Annotated in this window: 20 protein-coding genes and 1 pseudogene; 3 read left to right on the top strand and 18 right to left on the bottom strand. The window is 68.2% G+C overall.

From position 1 onward, the window contains the following. Positions 1–128: 128 nt before the first annotated feature. From C9E82_RS15635 to C9E82_RS15620, 4 genes and pseudogenes are all read right to left on the bottom strand, one after another. Positions 129–248, bottom strand: a pseudogene (locus C9E82_RS15635) (transposase); the annotation flags it as partial. 555 nt (positions 249–803) lie between these two features. Continuing rightward, on the bottom strand, positions 804–1,553 hold the full coding sequence (gene map, locus C9E82_RS15630; protein ID WP_119896601.1) for a type I methionyl aminopeptidase: 750 nt from the start codon (positions 1,551–1,553) through the stop codon (positions 804–806). 185 nt (positions 1,554–1,738) lie between these two features. Continuing rightward, positions 1,739–2,353, bottom strand: coding sequence for a TetR family transcriptional regulator (locus C9E82_RS15625; protein ID WP_119896602.1), 615 nt, complete (start codon positions 2,351–2,353; stop codon positions 1,739–1,741). After that, on the bottom strand, positions 2,338–3,786 hold the full coding sequence (locus C9E82_RS15620) for an amidase (RefSeq protein WP_119896658.1): 1,449 nt from the start codon (positions 3,784–3,786) through the stop codon (positions 2,338–2,340). The genes C9E82_RS15625 and C9E82_RS15620 overlap by 16 nt, the downstream gene beginning before the upstream one ends. A 221-nt stretch (positions 3,787–4,007) precedes the next feature. Between C9E82_RS15620 and C9E82_RS15615 the strand changes: the two genes are divergently transcribed. The 3 genes from C9E82_RS15615 (at position 4,008) to C9E82_RS15605 (ending at position 5,250) form a co-directional block, all read left to right on the top strand. Then, positions 4,008–4,316 (top strand): hypothetical protein, encoded by a 309-nt coding sequence (locus C9E82_RS15615; RefSeq protein ID WP_183154095.1) that lies wholly within the window; start codon positions 4,008–4,010, stop codon positions 4,314–4,316. 9 nt (positions 4,317–4,325) lie between these two features. Then, entirely contained in the window at positions 4,326–4,577 is a 252-nt protein-coding gene (locus C9E82_RS15610; protein WP_119896604.1) for a hypothetical protein, read from the top strand. Positions 4,578–4,719: 142 nt separating this feature from the next. After that, on the top strand, positions 4,720–5,250 hold the full coding sequence (locus tag C9E82_RS15605; protein WP_119896605.1) for a dihydrofolate reductase family protein: 531 nt from the start codon (positions 4,720–4,722) through the stop codon (positions 5,248–5,250). 92 nt (positions 5,251–5,342) lie between these two features. On the opposite strand, the gene C9E82_RS24560 is transcribed toward C9E82_RS15605, so the two are convergent. The 14 genes from C9E82_RS24560 to C9E82_RS15540 form a co-directional block, all read right to left on the bottom strand. Then, positions 5,343–5,804, bottom strand: a complete 462-nt coding sequence (locus tag C9E82_RS24560) for a sigma-70 family RNA polymerase sigma factor family protein (RefSeq protein WP_183154094.1) — start codon at positions 5,802–5,804, stop codon at positions 5,343–5,345. A gap of 210 nt (positions 5,805–6,014) precedes the next feature. Further along, positions 6,015–7,445, bottom strand: coding sequence for an NADP-dependent phosphogluconate dehydrogenase (gene gndA, locus C9E82_RS15595; RefSeq protein WP_119896606.1), 1,431 nt, complete (start codon positions 7,443–7,445; stop codon positions 6,015–6,017). 483 nt (positions 7,446–7,928) lie between these two features. Next, entirely contained in the window at positions 7,929–8,270 is a 342-nt protein-coding gene (locus C9E82_RS24120) for a hypothetical protein (RefSeq protein WP_183154093.1), read from the bottom strand. Between the two features lie 331 nt (positions 8,271–8,601). Next, positions 8,602–9,222, bottom strand: a complete 621-nt coding sequence (locus C9E82_RS15590; protein WP_119896607.1) for an acyltransferase — start codon at positions 9,220–9,222, stop codon at positions 8,602–8,604. After that, a complete protein-coding gene (paaZ, locus tag C9E82_RS15585) occupies positions 9,222–11,291 on the bottom strand; it encodes a phenylacetic acid degradation bifunctional protein PaaZ (protein WP_119896608.1) in 2,070 nt (689 codons plus the stop codon). The genes C9E82_RS15590 and paaZ overlap by 1 nt, the downstream gene beginning before the upstream one ends. Positions 11,292–11,351: 60 nt before the next feature. Further along, positions 11,352–12,104: a Phenylacetic acid catabolic protein gene (locus tag C9E82_RS15580; protein WP_119896609.1), complete on the bottom strand. Its 753-nt coding sequence runs from the start codon at positions 12,102–12,104 to the stop codon at positions 11,352–11,354. 13 nt (positions 12,105–12,117) lie between these two features. Next, a complete protein-coding gene (gene paaE / locus C9E82_RS15575) occupies positions 12,118–13,194 on the bottom strand; it encodes a 1,2-phenylacetyl-CoA epoxidase subunit PaaE (protein ID WP_119896610.1) in 1,077 nt (358 codons plus the stop codon). Between the two features lie 30 nt (positions 13,195–13,224). Next, complete coding sequence (paaD, locus tag C9E82_RS15570; protein WP_119896611.1) at positions 13,225–13,749, bottom strand: 1,2-phenylacetyl-CoA epoxidase subunit PaaD; 525 nt, start codon at positions 13,747–13,749, stop codon at positions 13,225–13,227. A gap of 5 nt (positions 13,750–13,754) precedes the next feature. After that, positions 13,755–14,606: a 1,2-phenylacetyl-CoA epoxidase subunit PaaC gene (gene paaC, locus C9E82_RS15565; RefSeq protein WP_119896612.1), complete on the bottom strand. Its 852-nt coding sequence runs from the start codon at positions 14,604–14,606 to the stop codon at positions 13,755–13,757. Between the two features lies 1 nt (position 14,607). Continuing rightward, positions 14,608–14,892 carry a 1,2-phenylacetyl-CoA epoxidase subunit PaaB gene (paaB, locus tag C9E82_RS15560; RefSeq protein ID WP_119896613.1) on the bottom strand — a complete coding sequence of 95 codons (285 nt, stop codon included), beginning with the start codon at positions 14,890–14,892 and terminating at the stop codon, positions 14,608–14,610. A gap of 73 nt (positions 14,893–14,965) precedes the next feature. Beyond that, complete coding sequence (gene paaA, locus C9E82_RS15555; RefSeq protein WP_119896614.1) at positions 14,966–15,964, bottom strand: 1,2-phenylacetyl-CoA epoxidase subunit PaaA; 999 nt, start codon at positions 15,962–15,964, stop codon at positions 14,966–14,968. Between the two features lie 19 nt (positions 15,965–15,983). Beyond that, a complete protein-coding gene (gene pcaF / locus C9E82_RS15550; protein WP_119896615.1) occupies positions 15,984–17,189 on the bottom strand; it encodes a 3-oxoadipyl-CoA thiolase in 1,206 nt (401 codons plus the stop codon). A 167-nt stretch (positions 17,190–17,356) separates the two neighbouring features. Then, positions 17,357–18,229 (bottom strand): PaaX family transcriptional regulator C-terminal domain-containing protein, encoded by an 873-nt coding sequence (locus tag C9E82_RS15545; RefSeq protein WP_240643408.1) that lies wholly within the window; start codon positions 18,227–18,229, stop codon positions 17,357–17,359. A gap of 201 nt (positions 18,230–18,430) precedes the next feature. Further along, complete coding sequence (locus tag C9E82_RS15540) at positions 18,431–20,371, bottom strand: 3-hydroxyacyl-CoA dehydrogenase NAD-binding domain-containing protein (RefSeq protein ID WP_119896616.1); 1,941 nt, start codon at positions 20,369–20,371, stop codon at positions 18,431–18,433. Between the last annotated feature and the right edge of the window lie 3 nt (positions 20,372–20,374).

Here is a 20,374-nt window from a genome sequence, read left to right as displayed (position 1 = left end):
GCTCCACGCTGTAGATCCTCCCGCCCTCCCGGCAACCGCAGAAAGGGAAAAGGTGGACGACTTTTACACCGCCCGCAGCAGCACCAAGCCGCCGCTTCCGTGGACTAATTTCGCACCGCCGTTCTCAACAGGTCCATGCCGCCATACTTCGCCTTCAGCTTGTAGAATGTCGCGGGGCTCAGCCCATGCTTCCGACAAAGCTCGGACGTGGGCAAACCAGTCTCCTGCTCCTTGATCATCCCGATAATCTGTTCATCGGGGCTTACGCGGCCCTACTGGGGCCACGGTCCCCTCTTCATCGGTAAAACGGCTCTTCCTCATCTCGTCTGCTCCTTCAGATTGGGCAGACTCTACATCACGGCGAGGGAACTTCCGGCGGGCAGGTCAGCAGGAATGGCTTTGGAGCGATAGAATTTCCGGACGAAGGATCGGCTACCCCCGGACGCATCGTATCGTTTCCACTTGAATAGGCGGCTCGCGGTCACCATCCGGTCACCAGTGCCAAATTTAACCCAATTTAGCGAGATTGGACCTCCCTGCGCCGTTGCCGCCCATTTCGGTTGGTTCACCTGACATCTGAAAACGTGCATTCTCGTGCGTTTCAGTGTCATGAACTGCGCTGGCGTGACAAAGCAGTTCCAGGCTTTACACCGAAGACGTCAGGGGGCGAACCTCTTACCGCCACCATTTCTTTGCGCATTTTTTTATTTATTTTCCATATGCTTATCAACTATCAGAGGCGAGGCGACAAACCGGTCTGAGACAGGACCTCCCGTCCGAAGCCGGCGGATCGCTGGCCACGCTCAACCTGGAAGAGTAACGACGATCGCCCCGCGATCCGTCGCGACGACGGTGTGCTCATATTGCACGACCGGGGCCGAGGGCTCGCTGTAGAGCGTCCAGCCGTCATTCCCCTCGGTCGCCCAAAGCCCGCCGGCCGAGAGGAACGGCTCGACGGTCAGCACCAGCCCCTTGTCGATGCGACGTTTCTCGGTGCGGCTGGGCCAGGTCGGGATGTCCTCGGGATATTCGTGCAAGGCCCGCCCGACGCCGTGGCTGGCCAGATTGCGGATCAGCGTGTAGCCGCGCCCCGCGGCAAAGCGCCCGATCGCCCTGCCGATGCCGGCGAGCGGCCGATCGCTGCCGACCTGCGCAATGCCGATCTGCATGGCGCGCCTGCCGTCGCGGCACAGCCGATCCAGCGAAGGCCGCACCGGCCCGACGCGACAGGTCGCGCCGGTATCGGCGAAATAGCCGTTCTTCGAGGCCGATACGTCGATATTGACCAGGTCGCCCGCCGCGATCACCCTGTCGCCGGGGATGCCATGGGCGATTTCCGCGTTCACGCTGATGCAGGTCGCGCCGGGGAAATCATAGGCGGATTGCGGTGCCGAGACGGCGCCCTCGCGCGCCAGCAGCGTGCGGCCGATCTCGTCCAGTTCCCGGGTGGTCATGCCGGGCTCCATCGCCCCGGCCATCGTTTGCATGGTGTTGGCGACGATCCGGCCGATACCCTTCAGCCCGTCAAGCTCATCCTGGTTGGTGATCGTCATGCTTTCGGTCTCTTTCCGGGCGGGGTCATGCCGGGCAACCTAGCGGGGCATGACGGGAATGTCCCGGACGGCGCGCAATGACCGGGCAAATATATGGCGGCTGCTGGAAAAGCTGCGCAGCTTGGCACTGCGGCCGAATGGCCGCAAGGGGCCGCCTTCCCGCCGCGCCCGCCCTTAACCTGCATTCAGCCCTTCTCCCGGCTTCCCTCGACCAGCAGGGCCTGCAGCCCGGCCAGCTGGAAGCGCCAGAAATGGCGGATCGCCTTGCGGATGTCCTCGGGGCGCTCGTATTCCCGCAGGATGGCGGAGATCGTGTCCAGCGTGCCCGAAAGGATCCGGCGCAGCACGAAGGCCAGCGCCGGATCGCCGCCGTGCGGAAAGCGTTGCAGGGCGCGGGTCGTCATTTCCACGATCATTCGCTCGCGCAGGGGCTCGTAGCGGGTGCCCTGGGCATTGCTCAACAGGATCGCCACGGCGTGGCGATGGCTGGCCCAGAAGGCCAGCAACGCCGCCGCCGCCCCTGAGCCCTCGGCGGTCAGCGAAGTCCAGGCCTCGCCCTGCTCGAAGCCGGCCAGGCGGGCGCGCAGCAGCTTCATGTGGCGGGCGGCCAGCTGCGGCGGGACGGCCTGGAGAAACAGCGCCTCCTTGTCGGGCGCGTATTTGTAGAGATTGCTGGCCGTCGTCCCCGCCTGCCGGGCGATATCGGCAAGCCGCGCGGCTGCGAAGCCGCGGGCGGCGAATTCCGACCCCGCTGCCCGAAGGATCCGCGCCCGCAGTTCCTCCTTCAGGACCTGCGCCATGCCAGGTTCCGCGACAGGGCCTGCAGGCGCGGCAGCCAGGGGGCCGCCCGTTCAAGCTGGAAGGCAAGGCGGAAGAGCAGCGCGTCACCGCCCGCCGGGGCGGTGAAATGGCTGCCGACCGGCAGGCCGGACGGGGCGAGATGCAGCGGCACCGACATTGCCGGGCAGCCGGCCAGAGAGGCCGGGGCGGTATAGGCCGCGCTGCGCTCGAAATGGGCGCGCAGCACCTTGTTGGCGGTGCCGGGCGCGAAGGCGCCAAGCGGAAAGGCGGTGAAGGGGATGGTCGGCGACAGCAGCAGGTCGAGCCCATCCAGGCAGGCCGTCAGCGCCGCGCCGGATGCGGCGATCACCTGCATCGCCTCGCCGATGCGCGACGGCGCCAAGCCGCGCCCGTGATCGGCCAGCCAGCGCGTATAGGGTTCCAGCAGGTCGGCCGCGTCTTCCAGCCCCGGCGCCAGCATGTCGATCATGCCCGCCGTCGTCATCGCCATCAGGTCGAACATCGCCTGGCCCGCAACCGCGCGGTCCAGTCGCGGCCCCTCGACCGGAACCAGCTGGTGGCCAAGCGATCGGCACAGCGCGACGGTCTGTTCCAGCCCGGCCAGCACCTCCGGTTCGGGCAGCGCGCCGAAACAGTCTTGCGCGAACCAGCCGATCCGCAGCCCGGCGGGCGGATCGCCGGCCAGCGCGGCGGGTCCGGGCAGCGGATCGGGCAGCCCCTCCGCCTCGGTCGCGCGCAGCCATGTCGCGCTGTCGCGGACCGTGCGGCTGAGGCAGTGATCGCTGAGGATCCCCGCCAGCGGCGCCTCGGGCGGGATGCCCGCCGGCCTGGTCCGCCCGCGCCCCGGCTTGAAGCCGAAAACCCCGCAAAGCGCCGCCGGTCCCCGGATCGAGCCGCCGCCGTCGGAGGCATGTGCCACCGGCACCATCCCCGAAGCCACCGCCGCCGCCGCGCCGCCCGACGAGCCGCCGGTCGAGCGCGTCGGGTCCCAGGGATTGCGCGTGGCGCCCGTGGCCAGCGGCTCGGTCGTGCCCAGAAGCCCGAATTCCGAGGTCGTGGTCTTGCCCAGCACGACCAGCCCGGCGGCCTCCAGCGCCTCGGTATAGGCCGAGCCCTGCGGCGCCACCTGTCCCGCCATCAGCCGCGAGCCCAGCCCGATGGGCAGGCCGGGCCAGGCCAGCAGGTCCTTCAGCAGGGTCGGGACGCCATGGAAGACGCCCCCCGGTGCCAGCCGTTCCGCGCGCTGCCGGGCGGCGTCGGCATCCAGCGAGGCCAGGGCGTTCAGCGCCGGGTTCAGCGCCTCGCATCGCGTGATCGCGGCCCGTAGCAGGTCCATCGGCGTCGCCGCGCCGGTCCCGACCATCTCGGCCTGGGCCGTCGCGTCCAGATCGATCAGCGGCAGGTCGGCGGTGTCGGTTTGCTCGGTCTTCATGACCGTCTCCATAAGAGAATCATTAATTCTCTTTTATGCGGAACCGCGCCCCGTGTCGATCCGCCCGGCAGGCCGGCAAAGGCCGTCGGCTGTGAATTGCCCAAGGCAGCGTGCAAATGGCGGGGCTGTGTCGCCGAAGGCCCGGCTGTGATATGAGCCCGGCATAGGCGACTTTTTCGGATGCGGAGGAGGTCCCATTGCGCCTGACCATGCTTGGCCTCATGGCAATGATCGCGGCGGCCGGCAGTCACCTGCCCGCCCAGGCCGATGAACGGCTTTTCACCAAGGCGACCGAGAGCGACGACCGGCTGAAGGAGCTTCACCATGATGCCGGCGACCTGTGCCTCAGGAACCCGAGCCGCGACGTCGAGGTGGTCGTCGCCTGCAAGGCGATGATCATCTACGGGCTGGCGCTGAACGAACGGGGCTGGTGCCACGGCCGCCGCGACGAGGCCAATGCCGAGAAGGACTGGCACATCTGCGAAAGCGGTTCCGACAGGTTCTCGCTCGATCACCTGACGGATTTCTAGCGAGGCGCCATGCCGAAGAAAATCGCGCTCCTTTTCGTCGGGCTGGTCGCGCTTCTGCCCGCATGTGGGCTGCTGGGATACGCCATCGGCTATCTCATCTCGATATTCGTCTTTTCCGCAGCGCTGGAGCCGCATACCTACGAACAGGACCGCGATCTCTTTGCTGCCGTCTACGGCATCCTGTTCATCGGCGGCTTCCTCTATGCCGTCGCGGCAGGTTTCACGATCTTCCGCTTCCTGTGCGGCTTTCGGAAAGGCTGATCGCACTGGCCTCCATGCAATCGATGGCGCCGGGGCGGGCCGGTCGAACCGCGCCAAGCAGCGGCCGGATTGTCACGAAGGTCATTTCTGCATAGCATCGCGACAAGCCTTTCCGATGAACCTGGGGAGGAGATCCGCCGACATGGCAAAGCTCGTCTTCGGAATGAACCTGTCGCTGGACGGCTATGTCGATCACGACGCCTTCGCGCCCTATCCCACGCTGTTTCAGCACTGGACCCAGCTGGTGCGCGGCCTGGCGGGCAGCCTCTACGGCCGCCGCATCTACGAGATCATGCGCTATTGGGACGAGGACCATCCCGAATGGACCCCTGCGGATCGCGACTTCGCCGAGGCCTGGCAGCGCCAGCCGAAATGGGTCGTGTCGCGCTCGCTGACATCGGTCGGTCCCAATGCCGCGCTTGTCTCGGACGATATCGAGGCGGCGATCCGCGGGCTGAAGGCGCAGCATGACGGAGAGATCGACATCGCCGGGCCGGACCTGGCGCAAAGCCTGACCGAGCTTGGCCTGATAGACGAATATCGGCTTTATTTCCATCCGGTGGTGCTGGGTCGCGGCAAGCCGTTCTTCGCGGGCCCCTGCCCGCCGCTGCGCCTGACGGCGAGCGACCGGATCGGCGAGGACGTGATCAGGCTGACATATATTCCCGCCTGATCGCGCGATCGGCCCGACAGGTTGTCGGGGTCCCCTTGGGCCGCGGATGCACATGTCACGTCGATGAACTGCCATCGGCATGGGGACATGGATCAGTGCCGGGCCTGACGCGGGAGCCTCGACTTGTCGGGGTTTCGCACGACATGGATTGCGGCGAGTTTTCCGTCCTCGATCTCCAGCGCCGTTGCCTGCAACTCGCCATCCGCCTCCAGCGTGACGACGCCGGACAGCCCGCTAACGAATGCCGTCCGAACGAGTGTCGCGCCATTCACCTCGAACCAGGTCGCCAGGCATGCCTGCGTCTTCATCACGGCGTCGAAACCGATGATGGGCTCGACCGTTGCCGGACGCTTGCCCCCACCGTCGGCATGGTTGCCGGCATCGGCGGCCCGCCCCCTGCGATGGACCGCCGAAGCTGACCGGTTTGCAACAGGCGTCAGAAGCGGGCATGTTCTCGAAGAAACGCTCGCCTTGTCCTTGTGATGGCGATGGTGATGCACGGAACGGCGCGGCCCGTTGATGGGCGGCGTTTCGCAATCGGCTGAACGGGCCATATGAGCGGCCGCCGACTGCCACGGATCTGATCCAGCCGATCCTGTTTGTCAGCAGCAGCGGCTTTCTGTTTCAACCTTCGGCATATCCTGCGGCTTCGAAAATGGTTCCAGCACTCGCCGATGACCCTTCCCAGCCCGGCCCCTTTGGCGCCGTCGCAGCGCGACGGAAGGCAGATCGGGCCGGGCGGGAATATCGGCGGCGGCCGCCGCCTATCTCGCAGCGGTAACGGTCGAACTCTCCCCGCCCATCTTCCACGGACCGTCGTGGTCGTCCCGCCCATCCAGGCGGTCGAAGCCATGGGCGCCGAAGAAGTCGCGCTGCGCCTGGATCATGTTCGCCGTGCCGCGCGACGTGCGCATCAGGTCGAACCAGCCCAGGCCCGTGGCCAGGGCGGGCAAGGCATGGCCGTGCAGCACGCTCTGCGCCACGATCCGGCGCAAGGCGGGAACGGCGGATTGCAGCCTTTCGGCGAAGAACGGCGCCAGCACCAGGTTGCGCGCGGAATCCTCGGCCAGCGCGGTGGCCATGTCGTTCAGCATGGCCGAGCGGATGATGCAGCCGGCGCGCCAGACCCGTGCGATGGCCGGCAGGTCCAGGTGCCATCCGAAGGCGCGGCCGGCGATCTCGATCATCGCGAAACCCTGCGCATAGCACAGGATCTTGCCCGCGATCAGCGCCGCTTCCAGGCTGGCAAGCTCCACCGCCAGGCGCTGCGGGCCGGAGCCGAAACGCGCCTCGCCCGCCCGGCGCTCGTCGATGCGGGCCGAAACGTTGCGGGCCATCACCGCCGCCTCGATCACCGGGACCGGGGTGGCCAGGTGCTGTGCCTCGATGGCGGTCCAGCGACCCGTGCCCTTCTGGCCCGCCGTGTCGAGGATCACGTCCAGCATCGGCGCACCGGTCGCAGGATCGCCGGCGCGCGCAACGGCGGCAGAGATCTCGATCAGATAGGATCTCAGCACGCCCTCGTTCCAGGCGGCGAAGGTCTCGCCGATGGCGGGGGAAGCCATGCCCAGCCCGTCGCGCATCAGGCCGTAGGTTTCGGCGATCATCTGCATGTCGGCATATTCGATGCCGTTATGGACGGTCTTGACGAAATGGCCGGCGCCGGCCTCGCCCATCCAGGTGGCGCAGGGGGTGCCGTCCTCGGCGCGGGCGGCGATGGCCTCCATGACCGGGGCGATGCGATCCCAGTCCGCGCGGGCGCCGCCGCCCATGATGGCCGGACCATGCCGCGCGCCTTCCTCGCCGCCCGAAACGCCCATGCCCAGGAAGCGCATCGGCAGACCCGAGGCGGCACGGCGATTGGTGTCGTGAAAATTGGCATTGCCGGCGTCGATCACCAGATCCTCGGGCGAAAGCAGCGGCGCCAGCGCGGCGATCTGGTCGTCCACCGCCTGGCCGGCGGGCACCATCAGGATGATCGCGCGCGGCGGCGCGATGGCGGCGACGAGCTCGGCAAGGCTTTCGGTCGGGACGATCCTCTCGGCCAGCGGGCCGGCGGCGGCATGGAAGCGGCGCGTGACGTCGCCGGTGCGGTTCCAGACCGCGATGGGAAAGCCCTTCTCGGCAATGTTCAGCGCCAGCGCGGCACCCATCGTTCCAAGGCCGATCAAGCCGATTGACGTTTCAGGTTTCATTCTTCTTCGCTGCTCCGGACTGGGCAATTGCAGGGCAGAGTTCCCGCTTCGGACGGGCGCGGGAACGGATCTGGACGGGCCTTGCCGACGCATCTGCCTGTCCCAGGAAACTGATAGCGATAACGGAAGATGCCGTCAAACCCGGCGCCGCGCAGGAAGGATGGGGGCGCCGGCAGGAGACGAGATCAGCCCAGCAACAGGTCGGGCAGGAAGGTGACGATGCCGGGGAACAGCGCCCGCATGATCGCGACGCCGATCATGATCAGCAGGAAGGGAAAGGTTACCGGCGGCGGCACAGCATCAAAGACCCTATTCGCGAGCGGGAACGGCGGAGCCAGGAAGTTTTCAGAAATGCGGATGTTCGAGCGTCGGGGCGAAGACTTCGGCCGCGGAGATCATCGCCAGCGGCTGTTCTCACGCCCTGGGCCTGGCATGTCGGCTGGCCCGGCCCCACGCGTTGCCTTCCTCGCGCCGTCCGCCTCATCAGGACTTGTTCCGCCAGCACGGATGGATCACACGATCAATGGCCAGAAGCCACTTCCCGCCGACCGCCAAGCGACCAGCCGATGCGCCAAGACGTTCCGGGTCTACAGGAACCGCATCGTAACAGGTGTGGGTCACGCTGCTGCCATCGCCGTCCAGAATTTCATATCCCAATCGTTCGAGCGGCAGATCAGGCGGGGAATCCTCCACTCGCTCCATGGCTTTCAGGATGCCCGCGAATATTCGCTGGGGCGGATGCTGCGGCCAGACAGGCGAGAGATACCATGGCCGGAAATGACGCGCCTCGTCGCGATCGGGAATGACGGATATCGCCTCGCGCATGCTGAGAAACAGGCGAAAGGGCGAGAAATGGGCGGCCGAAATCAACCCGGGGCAATTTCCGTCTGAAACGGTTCCGGCTTTTCTGCGGGCGGAACGAACAGGGGGCCGCGACATTGCTGTCATATGAGGCCGACACCAGATGCGGGCGCCAGTGAAGCCCGCGTTGCAGCCGGTCCGCCTCCGCGCGCGGCCCGATCACGCGCAGGTCGTGGCCCGGCGGCTGGAGGACATGGTTGCGACCATCTTTGCGATCAGAGGACATGAATATTCGGCCCCGGCTTGCTTGGATCGACGTCGCCGGGCGCTTCCCGCATCGCAGCTTGAGGGTCCCTCACCCCGTCCCCTGGAACCCCGCCCGCGACAGGACCAGCGGATCATAGGCCGGGGCCTCGGCCCGGCGGCGGTCGGGTTCGACCGCGGTCAGGGGCTCGGCCGGGGCGACCTTTTCGCCGGCCTCGATCGCCAGGCGCTGGTAGATGGCCGTGCCGCGCCGCTTCCAGTCGATCTCGTCGGCCGACAGCTCGCGCACCACTCGGGCGGGCGATCCGACCGCCAGCGAATTCGACGGGATCTGCGCGCCGGCCTTCACGAAACCCATGGCGGCGACGATGCTGTTCTCGCCCACCACCGCCTCGTCCATGACCACCGCGTTCATGCCGATCATCGCGTTGCGGCCGATATGGCAGCCATGCAGGACCGCCCCGTGGCCGACATGGCCGGATTGCTCGACCACCACGTCCTTGCCGGGAAAGCTGTGAAACACGCAGGTTTCCTGAACATTGCTGCCCTCATGCAGGACGATCCGGCCGAAATCGCCGCGCAGCACCGCGCAGGGACCGACATAGACCGCCGGGCCGATGATCACGTCGCCGATCACCACCGCCTCGGGATGGACGAAGGCCATGGGGTCGATCACCGGCACGATGCCGTCCCAGGAATAGATGCGTGCCATCAGGGGGCCGGGGGCCAGGTCTTGGCGACCATGGTCAGCACGTCATATTGCGCCACGACCGCGCCGTGCTGGTTGGTCACGCGGGAATCCCAGCGGACCTCGCCATGTTCGGCATTGGCGCGGGGGTTGATCTCCTTGCAGGTCAGCCGCACCTGCAGCGTGTCGCCGAAATAGACCGGCGTCAGGAAGCGCAGGTTGTCCACGCCGTAATTGGCCAGCACCGGGCCGGGCGCCGGGTCCACGAACAGACCCGCGGCGAAGCTGGCGATCAGGTAGCCATGCGCCACGCGGTCCTCGAAGAACGGGTTCGCCTTCGCGGCCTCGCTGTCCATATGGGCATAGAAGGTGTCGCCGGTGAAATGCGCGAAATGCTCGACATCCTCCAGCGTGACCTCGCGCGCGGCGGTGACGAGCTGGTCGCCGATCCGCAGCTCGGCCAGCGACTTGCGGAACGGGTGGATGCCCTGCTGCGCATCGGCGCCCTCGATCCACCGCCCGGTCACGGCCGAGAGCAGCCGCGGCGCGCCCTGAACGGCGGTGCGCTGCATGTAATGCTTGACGCCGCGGATGCCGCCCATCTCTTCGCCGCCGCCGGCACGCCCCGGCCCGCCATGGACCAGCCCCGCCAGGGGCGAGCCATGGCCGGTCGAGGTTTTCGCCGAGGCGCGGTTGCCGATCAGCACCCGGCCGTGAAAGGGCGCGACGCCCAGCACCACCTGCTCGGCCACCGCCTTGTCGTCGGTGAAGACCGAGGACACCAGCGAGCCCTTGCCCAGATGCGCCAGCGTGATCGCCTCGTCCAGATCGTCATAGGGCAGCACGGTCGAGACCGGCCCGAAGGCTTCGACCTCGTGGACGGCGCCGGCCGCGAAGGGCTGGTCGGCATAGAGCAGCACCGGGTTCAGGAAGGCGCCCGCCGCCCCGTCGCCCGAGCTAAGCCGCACGTCGTCGGGATCGCCGGCGACGATCTCGGCCACGGCCTGCAATTCGCGGATCCGGTCGCGCACCTCGTCGCGCTGGTCCAGCGAGGCCAGCGGGCCCATGCGCGTGCCCTCGGCATCGGGCAGGCCGAGCGCGGTCTTGCCAAGGCGGTCCCGCAGCGCCTCGACCAGCGCCTGGACGCTGGCGCGGGGTGCGATGACGCGCCGGATCGCGGTGCATTTCTGCCCGGCCTTCACCGTCATCTCGCGCGCGACCTCCTTCACGAAGAGGTCGAATTCCGGCGTGCCCGGCACCGCGTCGGGGCCGAGGATCGCGGCGTTGAGGCTGTCGGCCTCCATGGTGAAGCGCGTCGAATTGGTGATCACCGCCGGATGCGCCTTCAGCTTGCGCCCGGTCCAGGCCGAGCCGGTGAAGGTCACCGCGTCCTGCCCGGTCACATGGTCCAGAAGATCGCCGACCGAGCCGCAGATCAGTTGCAGCGCGCCCTCGGGCAGGATGCCGGTCTCGACGATGCGGCGCACCACCAGCTCGGTCAGATAGGCCGTCTGCGAGGCGGGCTTGACCACGCAGGGCACCCCGGCCAGCAGCGTCGGCGCGATCTTTTCCAGCATCCCCCAGACCGGGAAGTTATAGGCGTTGATATGCACCGCCACCCCGTGCAGCGGGGTCAGGATATGCTGGGCGCTGAAACTGTCGTCGCGCGACAGCAGTTCCACGTCGCCGTCGGTCAGCACGCGGGTGTTGGGCAGCTCGCGGCGGCCCTTCGAGGCGAAGGTCAGCATGGTGCCGATGCCGCCCTCGATATCCACCCACCCGTCGCTGCGCGTCGCGCCGGTGCGGAAGCTCTCGGCGTAGAATTCCTCTTTCTGCTCCATCAGCGCGAGGCCGAGCGCCTTGAGCATCCCGGCGCGCTCGTGGAAGGACATGGCCCGCAGCGCCGGTCCCGCCAGCTTGCGGCCATGGTCCAGCACGGCGGCGAAGTCGAGGCCGGTCGAATCGATCCAGGCGACCGGCGCGCCGGTCGCCGCGTCCAGCAGTTGCTGGCCCTCCTTCTGGCCGGGGGTCCATTCTCCGCAGACATAGCTTTCAAGACGGCGCGGGGCGGTGCGGCGGGCCGGGGCGTTCATATGCGTTTCCTTCGTTGTTTCCTGGCAGGGCGAGGGCCTGTTCCCCCTCGCCGCCGGTCGTCAGAGGCCGAACCTGGCCAGATGTTCCGAGGCCAGCGCCTCCCAGCGCGCCAGCAGCTCCTCGTTCGGCAGGTGGCGCAGGCCGAATTTCTTCAGCGTCTCGTAGCGCGCCGACCCGGCGACGCCGAAACCGGCGGCCACGCGCGGGCGCCAATAGGCGATCGCCTCGCGCGCCTCGGCCTTGCCGTCCTCGGTCGCCGCGATGCGTTCCAGCCCCTCGAGGCCCAGTTCGGCATGGCGGGCCTCGCGCGGGGCGATCTCGCGGAAGACCTCGGCCAGCGGGCCGTAGGAAACCCGCGTCAGCTCGGTCATCTGCACGTCGGTCGCCAGCCCTTGCAGCACGTTCATCACCACCGCGTCGGTCCAGCCGGTGATCGGATAGTGCAGCACCGACAGGCGCATGTCGCCGCCCTGCCGCGCCGTGCCCAGATCGGCGTCGCGCGGCACCCGCGCCGCCCAGTCATGCTGCGACTGGTAGCGGCGCGTATCCGTGCCGAAGCTGCCCATCACGTTCAGCACCCGCTCGGCATGGTCGGCCTTTTCCAGCGTGATCCGGCTGGCGGCGATGCGCTCCTTGATGGCGGGGGCGAAGTTGATCGAATTCGCGAAACCGGCCGAGGCGGCAAGCTCGCTGTCGACGAAGGATGCCATCAGCCGCATCAGCTCGCCGCGATAGCGGGCGGGCACGTTACCGGGCGCGGTCAGGACTCCGCCCTGCGCAAGATAGTCCTCGAGGTTCATGGTGTCGGACATGCTGCCCCCTCCCCTATTCGTCAAAGGTCACGACCACGCGGTCGCTCAACGGCATCGCCTGGCAGGACAGCGCATAGCCGGCCCGCACCTCGTAATCCTCGAGCGCGTGGTTCACCGCCATCTCGACCTCGCCCTCCAGCACCTTGCAGCGGCAGGTCGAGCAGACGCCGGCCTTGCAGGAATAGGGCGCGTCCATATGCACCTCGATCGCGGCATCCAGGATCGACTGCCCGTCGCGCAGCATAGTGAAGCTGCGGGTAACGCCGTCCAGCGTGACGGTGGCCTCGACCCCCGCGCCCGCGGCGGCGGCGTCCTTCGACACCGCCCGCGCCTTGGCCCGGCCCGGCTGGCTGCTGGCGAAAAGCTCGAACTTGATGCGGCTGTCGTCCAGCCCGTGGTCGCGCAAGGACGCGGCGATGGCCAGCATCATCGGCTCGGGGCCGCAGATGAAGGCGGTGTCGACGGATTTCGCGTCGATCCAGCGTTCGAACAGCGCCGCCATCTTCTCGGCATCGATGCGGCCGGTGAACAGGTCGATCTCCTGCCCCTCGGATTCGAGCACATGGATGACCGAGAAACGGCCGAGATGGAGGTTCTTGAGGTCCTCGAGCTCCTCGCGGAACATGATCGTGTTGATCTGGCGGTTGGCATAGACCAGCGTGAAACGCGCATGGGGCTCACGCGCCAGCACCGTCTTGATGATCGACAGAAGCGGCGTGATCCCCGAGCCGCCGGCAAAGCCCAGATAGTGGCGGCTGCTGTCGGGCTGGATCTCGGTGAAGAAGCGGCCCATCGGCGGCATGGCGTCGATCTGATCGCCCGGCGCCAGGTTCTCGTTCGCCCAGGTCGAGAAGGCGCCGCCATCGACGCGCTTGATGCCGACCTTCAGCACGCCCTCGTCGGTGCCCGCGCAGATCGAATAGGAACGGCGCAGCTCCTCGCCGTCGAAGGCGCGGCGGAAGGTCAGGTATTGGCCCTGCGTGAAGTCGAAGAGCGCGCGGTCTTCGTCGCGGGGGGCAAGCGTCACGACCACCGCATCGCGGGTTTCGCGGCGCACGTCAGTGACGGTCAACGGATGGAAGCGTGCCATTTTGTCAGGTTTCCTGTGCCGGTGGCATTCTCAGATGCACTTGAAATAGTCGAAGGGTTCCAGGCAGTCCTTGCAGCGATAGCTGGCCTTGCAGGGGGTCGAGCCGAACTGGCTGACCTTCTGGGTCTGGGTCGAGCCGCAGCGCGGGCAGGCGATCACCAGGTTCGAGGTGCCGGCCAGCCGCGCTGCGCGTCCGATCAGCCTTCCATCGGCGGCGGTGCCGTCGACCGGGGGGGCGATGCCGTAGGCGCGCAGCTTCTCGCGGCCTTCCTCGGTCAGCCAGTCCGTGGTCCAGGGCGGCGAGAGGCGGCGTTCCAGCCGCAGCTTCTCGATACCCCGGTCGCGCAGCGCCTTCTCGATGTCGAGGTTGATGATCGTCGTCGCCGGGCAGCCCGAATAGGTGGGCGTGACGGTGACGACCAGCGTGTCGCCCTGCCATTCGACATCGCGGATGATGCCCAGGTCGGTCAGGCTGATCACCGGGATCTCGGGGTCCGGCACTTCCGACAGCCAGCGCCAGACCTCGGCCACATCGGGTTGGGTCGCACCCTGCATGGCCTCTACCAGGTGGCGCCGGGATAGGCGCGCTGCAGGAACTGCATCTCGGCCAGGATGAAGCCCAGATATTCCGAATGAACGCCGCGCTTGCCGCCCTTGTGCTGATAGACCTCGCCCGGATGGATCAGCGTGGCCTCGTCCAGCACCGCCGCGACGGTCTGCTCCCATGCCGGTTTCAGGCTGGAGGGCAGCGGCGCGATGCCGGCCTCGGCCACGGCCTCGTCGGTCGCGTCGTCCAGGAACAGCTCGCCCGTATAGGGGAACAGCAGGTCCAGCGCCGCCTGCATCCGCGCCCGGCTTTCCTCGGTCCCGTCGCCAAGACGGATCACCAGATCGGCCGAGCGTTCGAGGTGATAGGCCGCTTCCTTCTCGGCCTTGGCGGCGATTTCCGCGACGCGGGGATCGGCCGAGGCCTTGAGCGCGCGCAGCTGCTCGATATGGAAGGCGTCGAACAGGAACTGCCGCATCAGGGTCTGGCCGAAATCGCCGTTCGGACGCTCGACCAGCAGGGCGTTGCGGAAGTCCCAGGCGTCGCGCAGATAGGCGAGGTTGTCGGCGCTGCGGCCCTTGCCCTCGATCTCGCCGGCCAGGCCCAGCCACAGCTGGCATTGCCCGATCAGGTCCAGCGCCTGGTTGGCCAGCGCGATATCCTCTTCCAGCACCGGCGAATGGCCGCACCATTCGGACACGCGATGGCCCAGGATCAGCGCGTTGTCGCCGATGCGCAGCAGGAACTCGAAGACGGCCTCCTGCCCGGCATCGGGGGTCGGCACATCGACGGGACGGGCATGGGCCGCCGCATCGCGCGCAAGCCCTGCCACATTCGGGGTGGTCATGTCGGGAAGCGAGGTCATCTTACATGTGCCCCACTTCTTCGGGGATGTCGAAGAAGGTCGGGTGGCGATAGACCTTCGCGTTCGACGGCTCGAACAGCGGCCCCTTTTCCGAGGGCGACGAGGCGGTGATGTCGTTCGACTTGACCACCCAGATCGACACGCCCTCGTTGCGGCGCGTATAGACGTCGCGGGCGTTGCGGATCGCCATTTCGGCATCCGGCGCGTGCAGGCTGCCGACATGGCGGTGATTGAGGCCGTGCTGGCCGCGGATGAAGACTTCCCACAGGGGCCATTCGCTGGACATGTCTTGCTTCCTCCCGATCGTGGATGAGGGGGCGGGCGCTGGCCGCGCCCGTCGGTTCAGGATGTAGGGCCGGTTACTCGGCCGCGACCTTGGCGGCGGCGCGGCGCGCGTCTTCCTTGCGCGCATGGGCCATCAGCCCCTCGCGGAACCATTCGCCGTCTTCCCAGGCCTTGACCCGCGCGCCAAGCCGTTCCTTGTTGCAGGGGCCGTTGCCGGCGATGACGGCGAAGAATTCGGACCAGTCGGGCTCGCTGAAGTCGTAGCCGCCCTTTTCCTCGTTCCAGCGCAGGTTCTCGTCGGGGATGGTCAGGCCGAGATATTCGGCCTGCGGCACGGTCTGGTCGACGAATTTCTGGCGCAGCTCGTCATTGGTGTTGATCTTGATCTTCCAGGCCATCGACTGCGCCGAATGGACCGAGTCCTTGTCGGACGGGCCGAACATCATCAGCGACGGATACCAGAAGCGGTTGAGCGCATCCTGCGCCATCGCCTTCTGCTCGGGCGTGCCGGCGGCCATCTTCATCATGATGTCGTAGCCCTGCCGCTGGTGGAAGCTCTCTTCCTTGCAGATGCGGATCATCGCGCGCGAGTAGGGGCCGTAGGAGGTCCGTTGCAGCGGCACCTGGTTCATGATCGCCGCGCCGTCGACCAGCCAGCCGACCGCGCCGATATCGGCCCAGTTCAGCGTCGGATAGTTGAAGATCGACGAATATTTCATGTTGCCGCTGTGCAGCTTTTCCAGCAGCTCGTCGCGGCTGACCCCCAGCGTCTCGGCGGCGGAATAGAGATAGAGCCCGTGGCCCGCCTCGTCCTGCACCTTGGCCAGCAGGATCGCCTTGCGCTCGAGCGTGGGGGCGCGGGTGATCCAGTTGCCCTCGGGCAGCTGGCCGACGATCTCGGAATGGGCGTGCTGGCCGATCTGGCGCACCAGCGTCTTGCGATAGCCCTCGGGCATCCATTCCTTGGGCTCGATCTTCTCGCCGCGGTCGATGCGTTCCTGGAAGGCGATCTCCTCGGGCGACATCTCATCGCGCGATTTCGCCCCTTCGGACTTCACAAGCTGTGCATACATGGCTGCTCTCCCCTGGAATTCACACGCGTTCGATGATCATCGCGATGCCCTGCCCCACCCCGATGCACATGGTGCAGAGCGCAAAGCGCCCGCCGGTGCGGTGAAGCTGATACATCGCCGTTGTCACAAGCCGGGCCCCCGACATGCCGAGCGGATGGCCGATCGCGATGGCGCCCCCGTTGGGGTTCACCCGGGGCTCGTCATCGGCAAGCCCCAGTTCGCGAAGCACGGCCAGCCCCTGGGCGGCGAAAGCCTCGTTCAATTCTATCACATCCATCTGGTCGAGCGTGAGCCCGGCCTTGGCCAGCACCTTGCGGGCCGCCGGCACCGGGCCGATGCCCATGATGCGCGGTTCGACCCCGGCCGCGGCCATCGCCACGACGCGCGCCTTCGGCGTCAGGCCCTGCGCTTTCGCGGCCTCTTCGGACAGGATCGCCAGCGCCGCGGCGCCGTCGTTCACGCCCGAGGCATTGCCCGCCGTCACCGTCAGCTCGGCCCCGTTGACGCCGCGCAGCTTGGCCAGCTGCTCGGGCGTGGTGGCCGGGCGCGGATGCTCGTCGGTGTCGACCACGATGGGATCGCCCTTGCGCTGCGGGATCGTCACCGGGGCGATCTCGTCGCGGAAGATCCCGGCGGCCTGCGCAGCGGCCCAACGCTGCTGCGAGCGCAGCGCGAAGGCGTCCTGGTCGGCGCGGCTGACACCGAAATCGGCGGCCACGTTATCGGCGGTCTCGGGCATGGAATGGGTGCCGAAGGCGGCTTTCAGCGCCGGGTTCGGGAAACGCCAGCCGATGGTGGTGTCATAGACGGCATTGGCGCGCGAAAAGGCGGTCTCGGCCTTGGGCATCACGAAGGGCGCGCGGCTCATGCTCTCGACCCCGCCGGCCAGCACGAAATCGCAATCGCCCGCCTTGATCGCGCGGGCCGCCATGCCGATCGCATCCATCCCCGAGCCGCAGAGCCGGTTCACCGTCGTGCCCGGCACGACGATCGGCAACCCGGCCAGCAGCGCAGCCATGCGGCCCACGTTGCGGTTGTCCTCGCCCGCCTGGTTGGCGCAGCCATAGATCAGGTCATCCACCGCCGACCAGTCCACGCCGGGATTGCGCTCCATCAACGCCCGCAGCGGCAAGGCCGCCAGATCGTCGGCGCGGACCGAGGCCAAAGCCCCGCCATAGCGGCCGACCGGCGTCCTGACCCCATCGCAAATGAAGGCTTCCGGCATTGGCGCGGTTCTCCCTGGCTGTTTCGAGAATGGCGGCGATTCTCCCAATTCGCCAACCGATTGGTCAGCTTATATCGCGAAAGCGTCACATCGGGAAGCAAAATATTCGTATACGTGTGATGTTTCTGCGCATGGCGATGGCCGCCATGCAGAATAATGCATTCATATCAATGCGATGACAGGGATTCCAGCCGGGCGCGGGTCTGGGCGGTTTCGCGCGGCAGCAACCCGTCCGAGCCCTCCATCCGCGCCCCGATCCGGGCATCGGCCTGCCCCGACAGCGCCAGATAGAGCCGTCGGAACAGCGCGCGGGCCTCGTCGCCCGGCCAGTCGGGCGGCAGCGCCTCGGGCGGCAGACGCGGGTCGCGCAGCAGCACCGCGCGATAGCTGTGGACCAGCAGGAGCCGCGCCACCAGCGCCTCGGTCCCCGACAAGGCACGACCCTGCGCCAGCGCCTCGTCCAGCGGCGCAAACAGCGCGATCATCCGGCGATAGCCCTGCGCGTAATCGTCAAGCCGCCACAGACGCTCGGCCCAACCCGGCATCAACGCCGCCCCGGCCCGCAGCTCGGCCCCGAACATGAGGCCCGGCCCGGCATCACCAGCCGCCCCCGGCACGAGGTAGAGATCCGGCCCGATCTGCGCCATGGCGGCGCCGCGTGGCGGATCGTCCTGGCCGGGGATGTAGCGGATCGTCCAGCCGCGGCGCTCGGGGCGCGGGCCGAACAGCAGATGCGCGGCCTCGGCGAAGTCCTGGCGCGCGCTCTCGGCCAGCCGATAATAGCTGCGCCGCCCCTCGCGTTCGCCCACCAGCTGGCCGGCCGAGACCAGCCGCGAGACGGCGGTGCGCACCAGCGATTCCCCCAGCCCCAGCGCGGCGCAGGTCTCGACCAGCGTGCCCATCCACAAGACCCCGCCGCGCGGCACCACCACGTCGCCATAGATGGTGACGATCATCGCGGGCGCGCGGATCGCCATCGCCTGCTTGATGTGGGACAGGATGGGTTGCGGGGCAGAGGCGCGGTCAGGTGCCGTGTTCACCGAACAGGTCCTTGCGATGGAGGCGGCGCGGAGTCGGCCCTTGAAACAATGCGCAATCCGGGGCTTGCGCCCGTTTCACTAGCCGCCGCGCCGCGCCGCCGTCAAGGGCGATCTCGGTCAAGACCCCGCGCAGCAGAGGCGAAGGCCGCGTGCCGCCCCGGCCGGTTTCGCACCTCTCTGCCGTGAAGGCGCCGGCGCTGCTCAGCCCTTGCGCGCCGCGAACATCGGGCCGCCGCGCCAGCGCGGGAAGCCGTAGCCGTGGATTTCCACAAGGTCGATGTCCGAGGGCGATTGCGCGATGCCCTCGGCCTGGATCGCCTCGCCCTCGGCCGCCATCTGCGCGACAAGATGTTCGGCGATGGCCGGGCGATCCATGGCCTCGCCCGGCGTGATCTGCCCGGCCAGCAGCCCTGCGACCTCGGCCGAGGGGTGCGGGGTGCGGTCGCCGGGCTGGTAGTCATACCAGCCGCCGCCGGTCTTCTGGCCCTTGCGCCCGGCCCGCACCAGGATGTCGCCAAGCGTCTCGGGCACGTCCCGCCCTTCGGCGCGCGCGCCCTCGCGCTGCAGGAAGGCGATGTCGAGCCCGCCCAGGTCCTGCGCCTCGAACGGACCCATCGCGAAGCCATAGCCGCGCATCGCCGCGTCCACCTCGGCGATGGCGATGCCCCGACGGACCAGGTCCTCGGCCGCGGCGCGATAGCGTTTCAGGATGCGGTTGCCGATGAAGCCCTCGCAGATGCCGGCCTGGACCGGGATCTTGCCAAGCGCGCGGCCGAGCGCGAAGCCGGTCGCCAGCACCTCGGGCCGCGTCTCGGGGATCGGCACGATCTCGAGCAGGCGCATGACATTGGCCGGGCTGAAGAAATGCAGCCCGATGAAGCGGCCGGGATCGGGCACGACATCGGCGATCAGCCGCGGGTCGAGATAGGAGGTATTGGTCGCCAGCACCGCATCGGGGCGGCAGTGGCGGCCCAGTTCTTCGAAGACCGCGCGCTTGACGCCGATTTCCTCGAAGACCGCCTCGATGACCAGGTCCATATCGGCCAGCGCGGCGTAATCGGTGCTGCCGGTGACGCCGGCCAGTCGCGCCGCCGCCTGATCGGGCGCCAGCTTGCCGCGCTTGACGCCGCCCTCGAAGATGCGTTGCAGGTTGGCGATGCCGCGCGCGACGGCCTCGTCGTCGCGCTCGACCAGCACGACCGGCAGGCCCGCGTCGCGCAGCGCCGCCGCGATCCCGGCGCCCATGGTGCCGCCGCCGACGACGCCGATCCGGGCCAGCGGCAGCGGGGCGATGTCGCGCAGCGCGGCCGGGCGGGGCGCCGCGCGTTCGGCAAAGAATACCGCCCGCAGCGCCTGCGCCTGATCCGAGCCGCGCAGGTCCAGGAAGGTGGCGCGCTCGAAGGCCATCGCCTCGGCGAAGGGCGCCTCGGCGGCCTTGCGCAGGCAGGCCAGCGCGCGCAGCGGCGCGGCATCGCCGCGGGCGCGCCGGGCGATGGCGGCCTCGCGCTCGTCCCAGAAGCCCGGCTCGGGCGGGGTCAGCTCGCGTTGCGAGACGGGCGGCGGCAGCGGGCGATCCAGCGCCGCGCGGGCGAAATCCACCGCAGCGGCGCGCAGCTCGCCCGTGACCACCGCGTCGATCAGCCCCAGCTCGCGGGCCTTGGGCGCCTTGACCGGGCGCCCGGTGGTGACCAGATCGACCGCCGCCGCGATGCCGGCAATGCGCGGCGTGCGCACCGTGCCCGAGGCCCCCGGCACGATCCCCAGCGTCACCTCGGGCAGGCCGACCGAGGCGCTGTCCAGCGCCACGCGGAACCGGCAGCCAAGCGCGACCTCGAACCCGCCGCCGAGGGCCGAGCCGTGGATCGCCGCCACCCAGGGGGTGGCGGCGGATTCGATATGGTCCACCAGATCGGGCAGATGCGGCGGCTGCGGCGGCTTGCCGAATTCGCTCACATCGGCCCCGGCAATGAAGGTGCGCCCGGCGCAGATCAGCACCACCGCCCGAACGCCCGGATCGGCATCCAGCGCATCGACCGCATCCCACAGCCCCTGTCGCAGCGCCTGCGACAGCGCGTTGACCGGCGGGTTGTCCACGGTGACGACGGCGATTTCGCCCTCGCGGGCGATGGTCACGACAGGCATTCT

It is taken from the genome of Paracoccus sigandri, assembly GCF_003709565.1.
Taxonomy (GTDB): Bacteria; Pseudomonadota; Alphaproteobacteria; order Rhodobacterales; family Rhodobacteraceae; genus Paracoccus; species Paracoccus siganidrum.
This window is presented reverse-complemented; position numbering and strand designations above follow the sequence as displayed.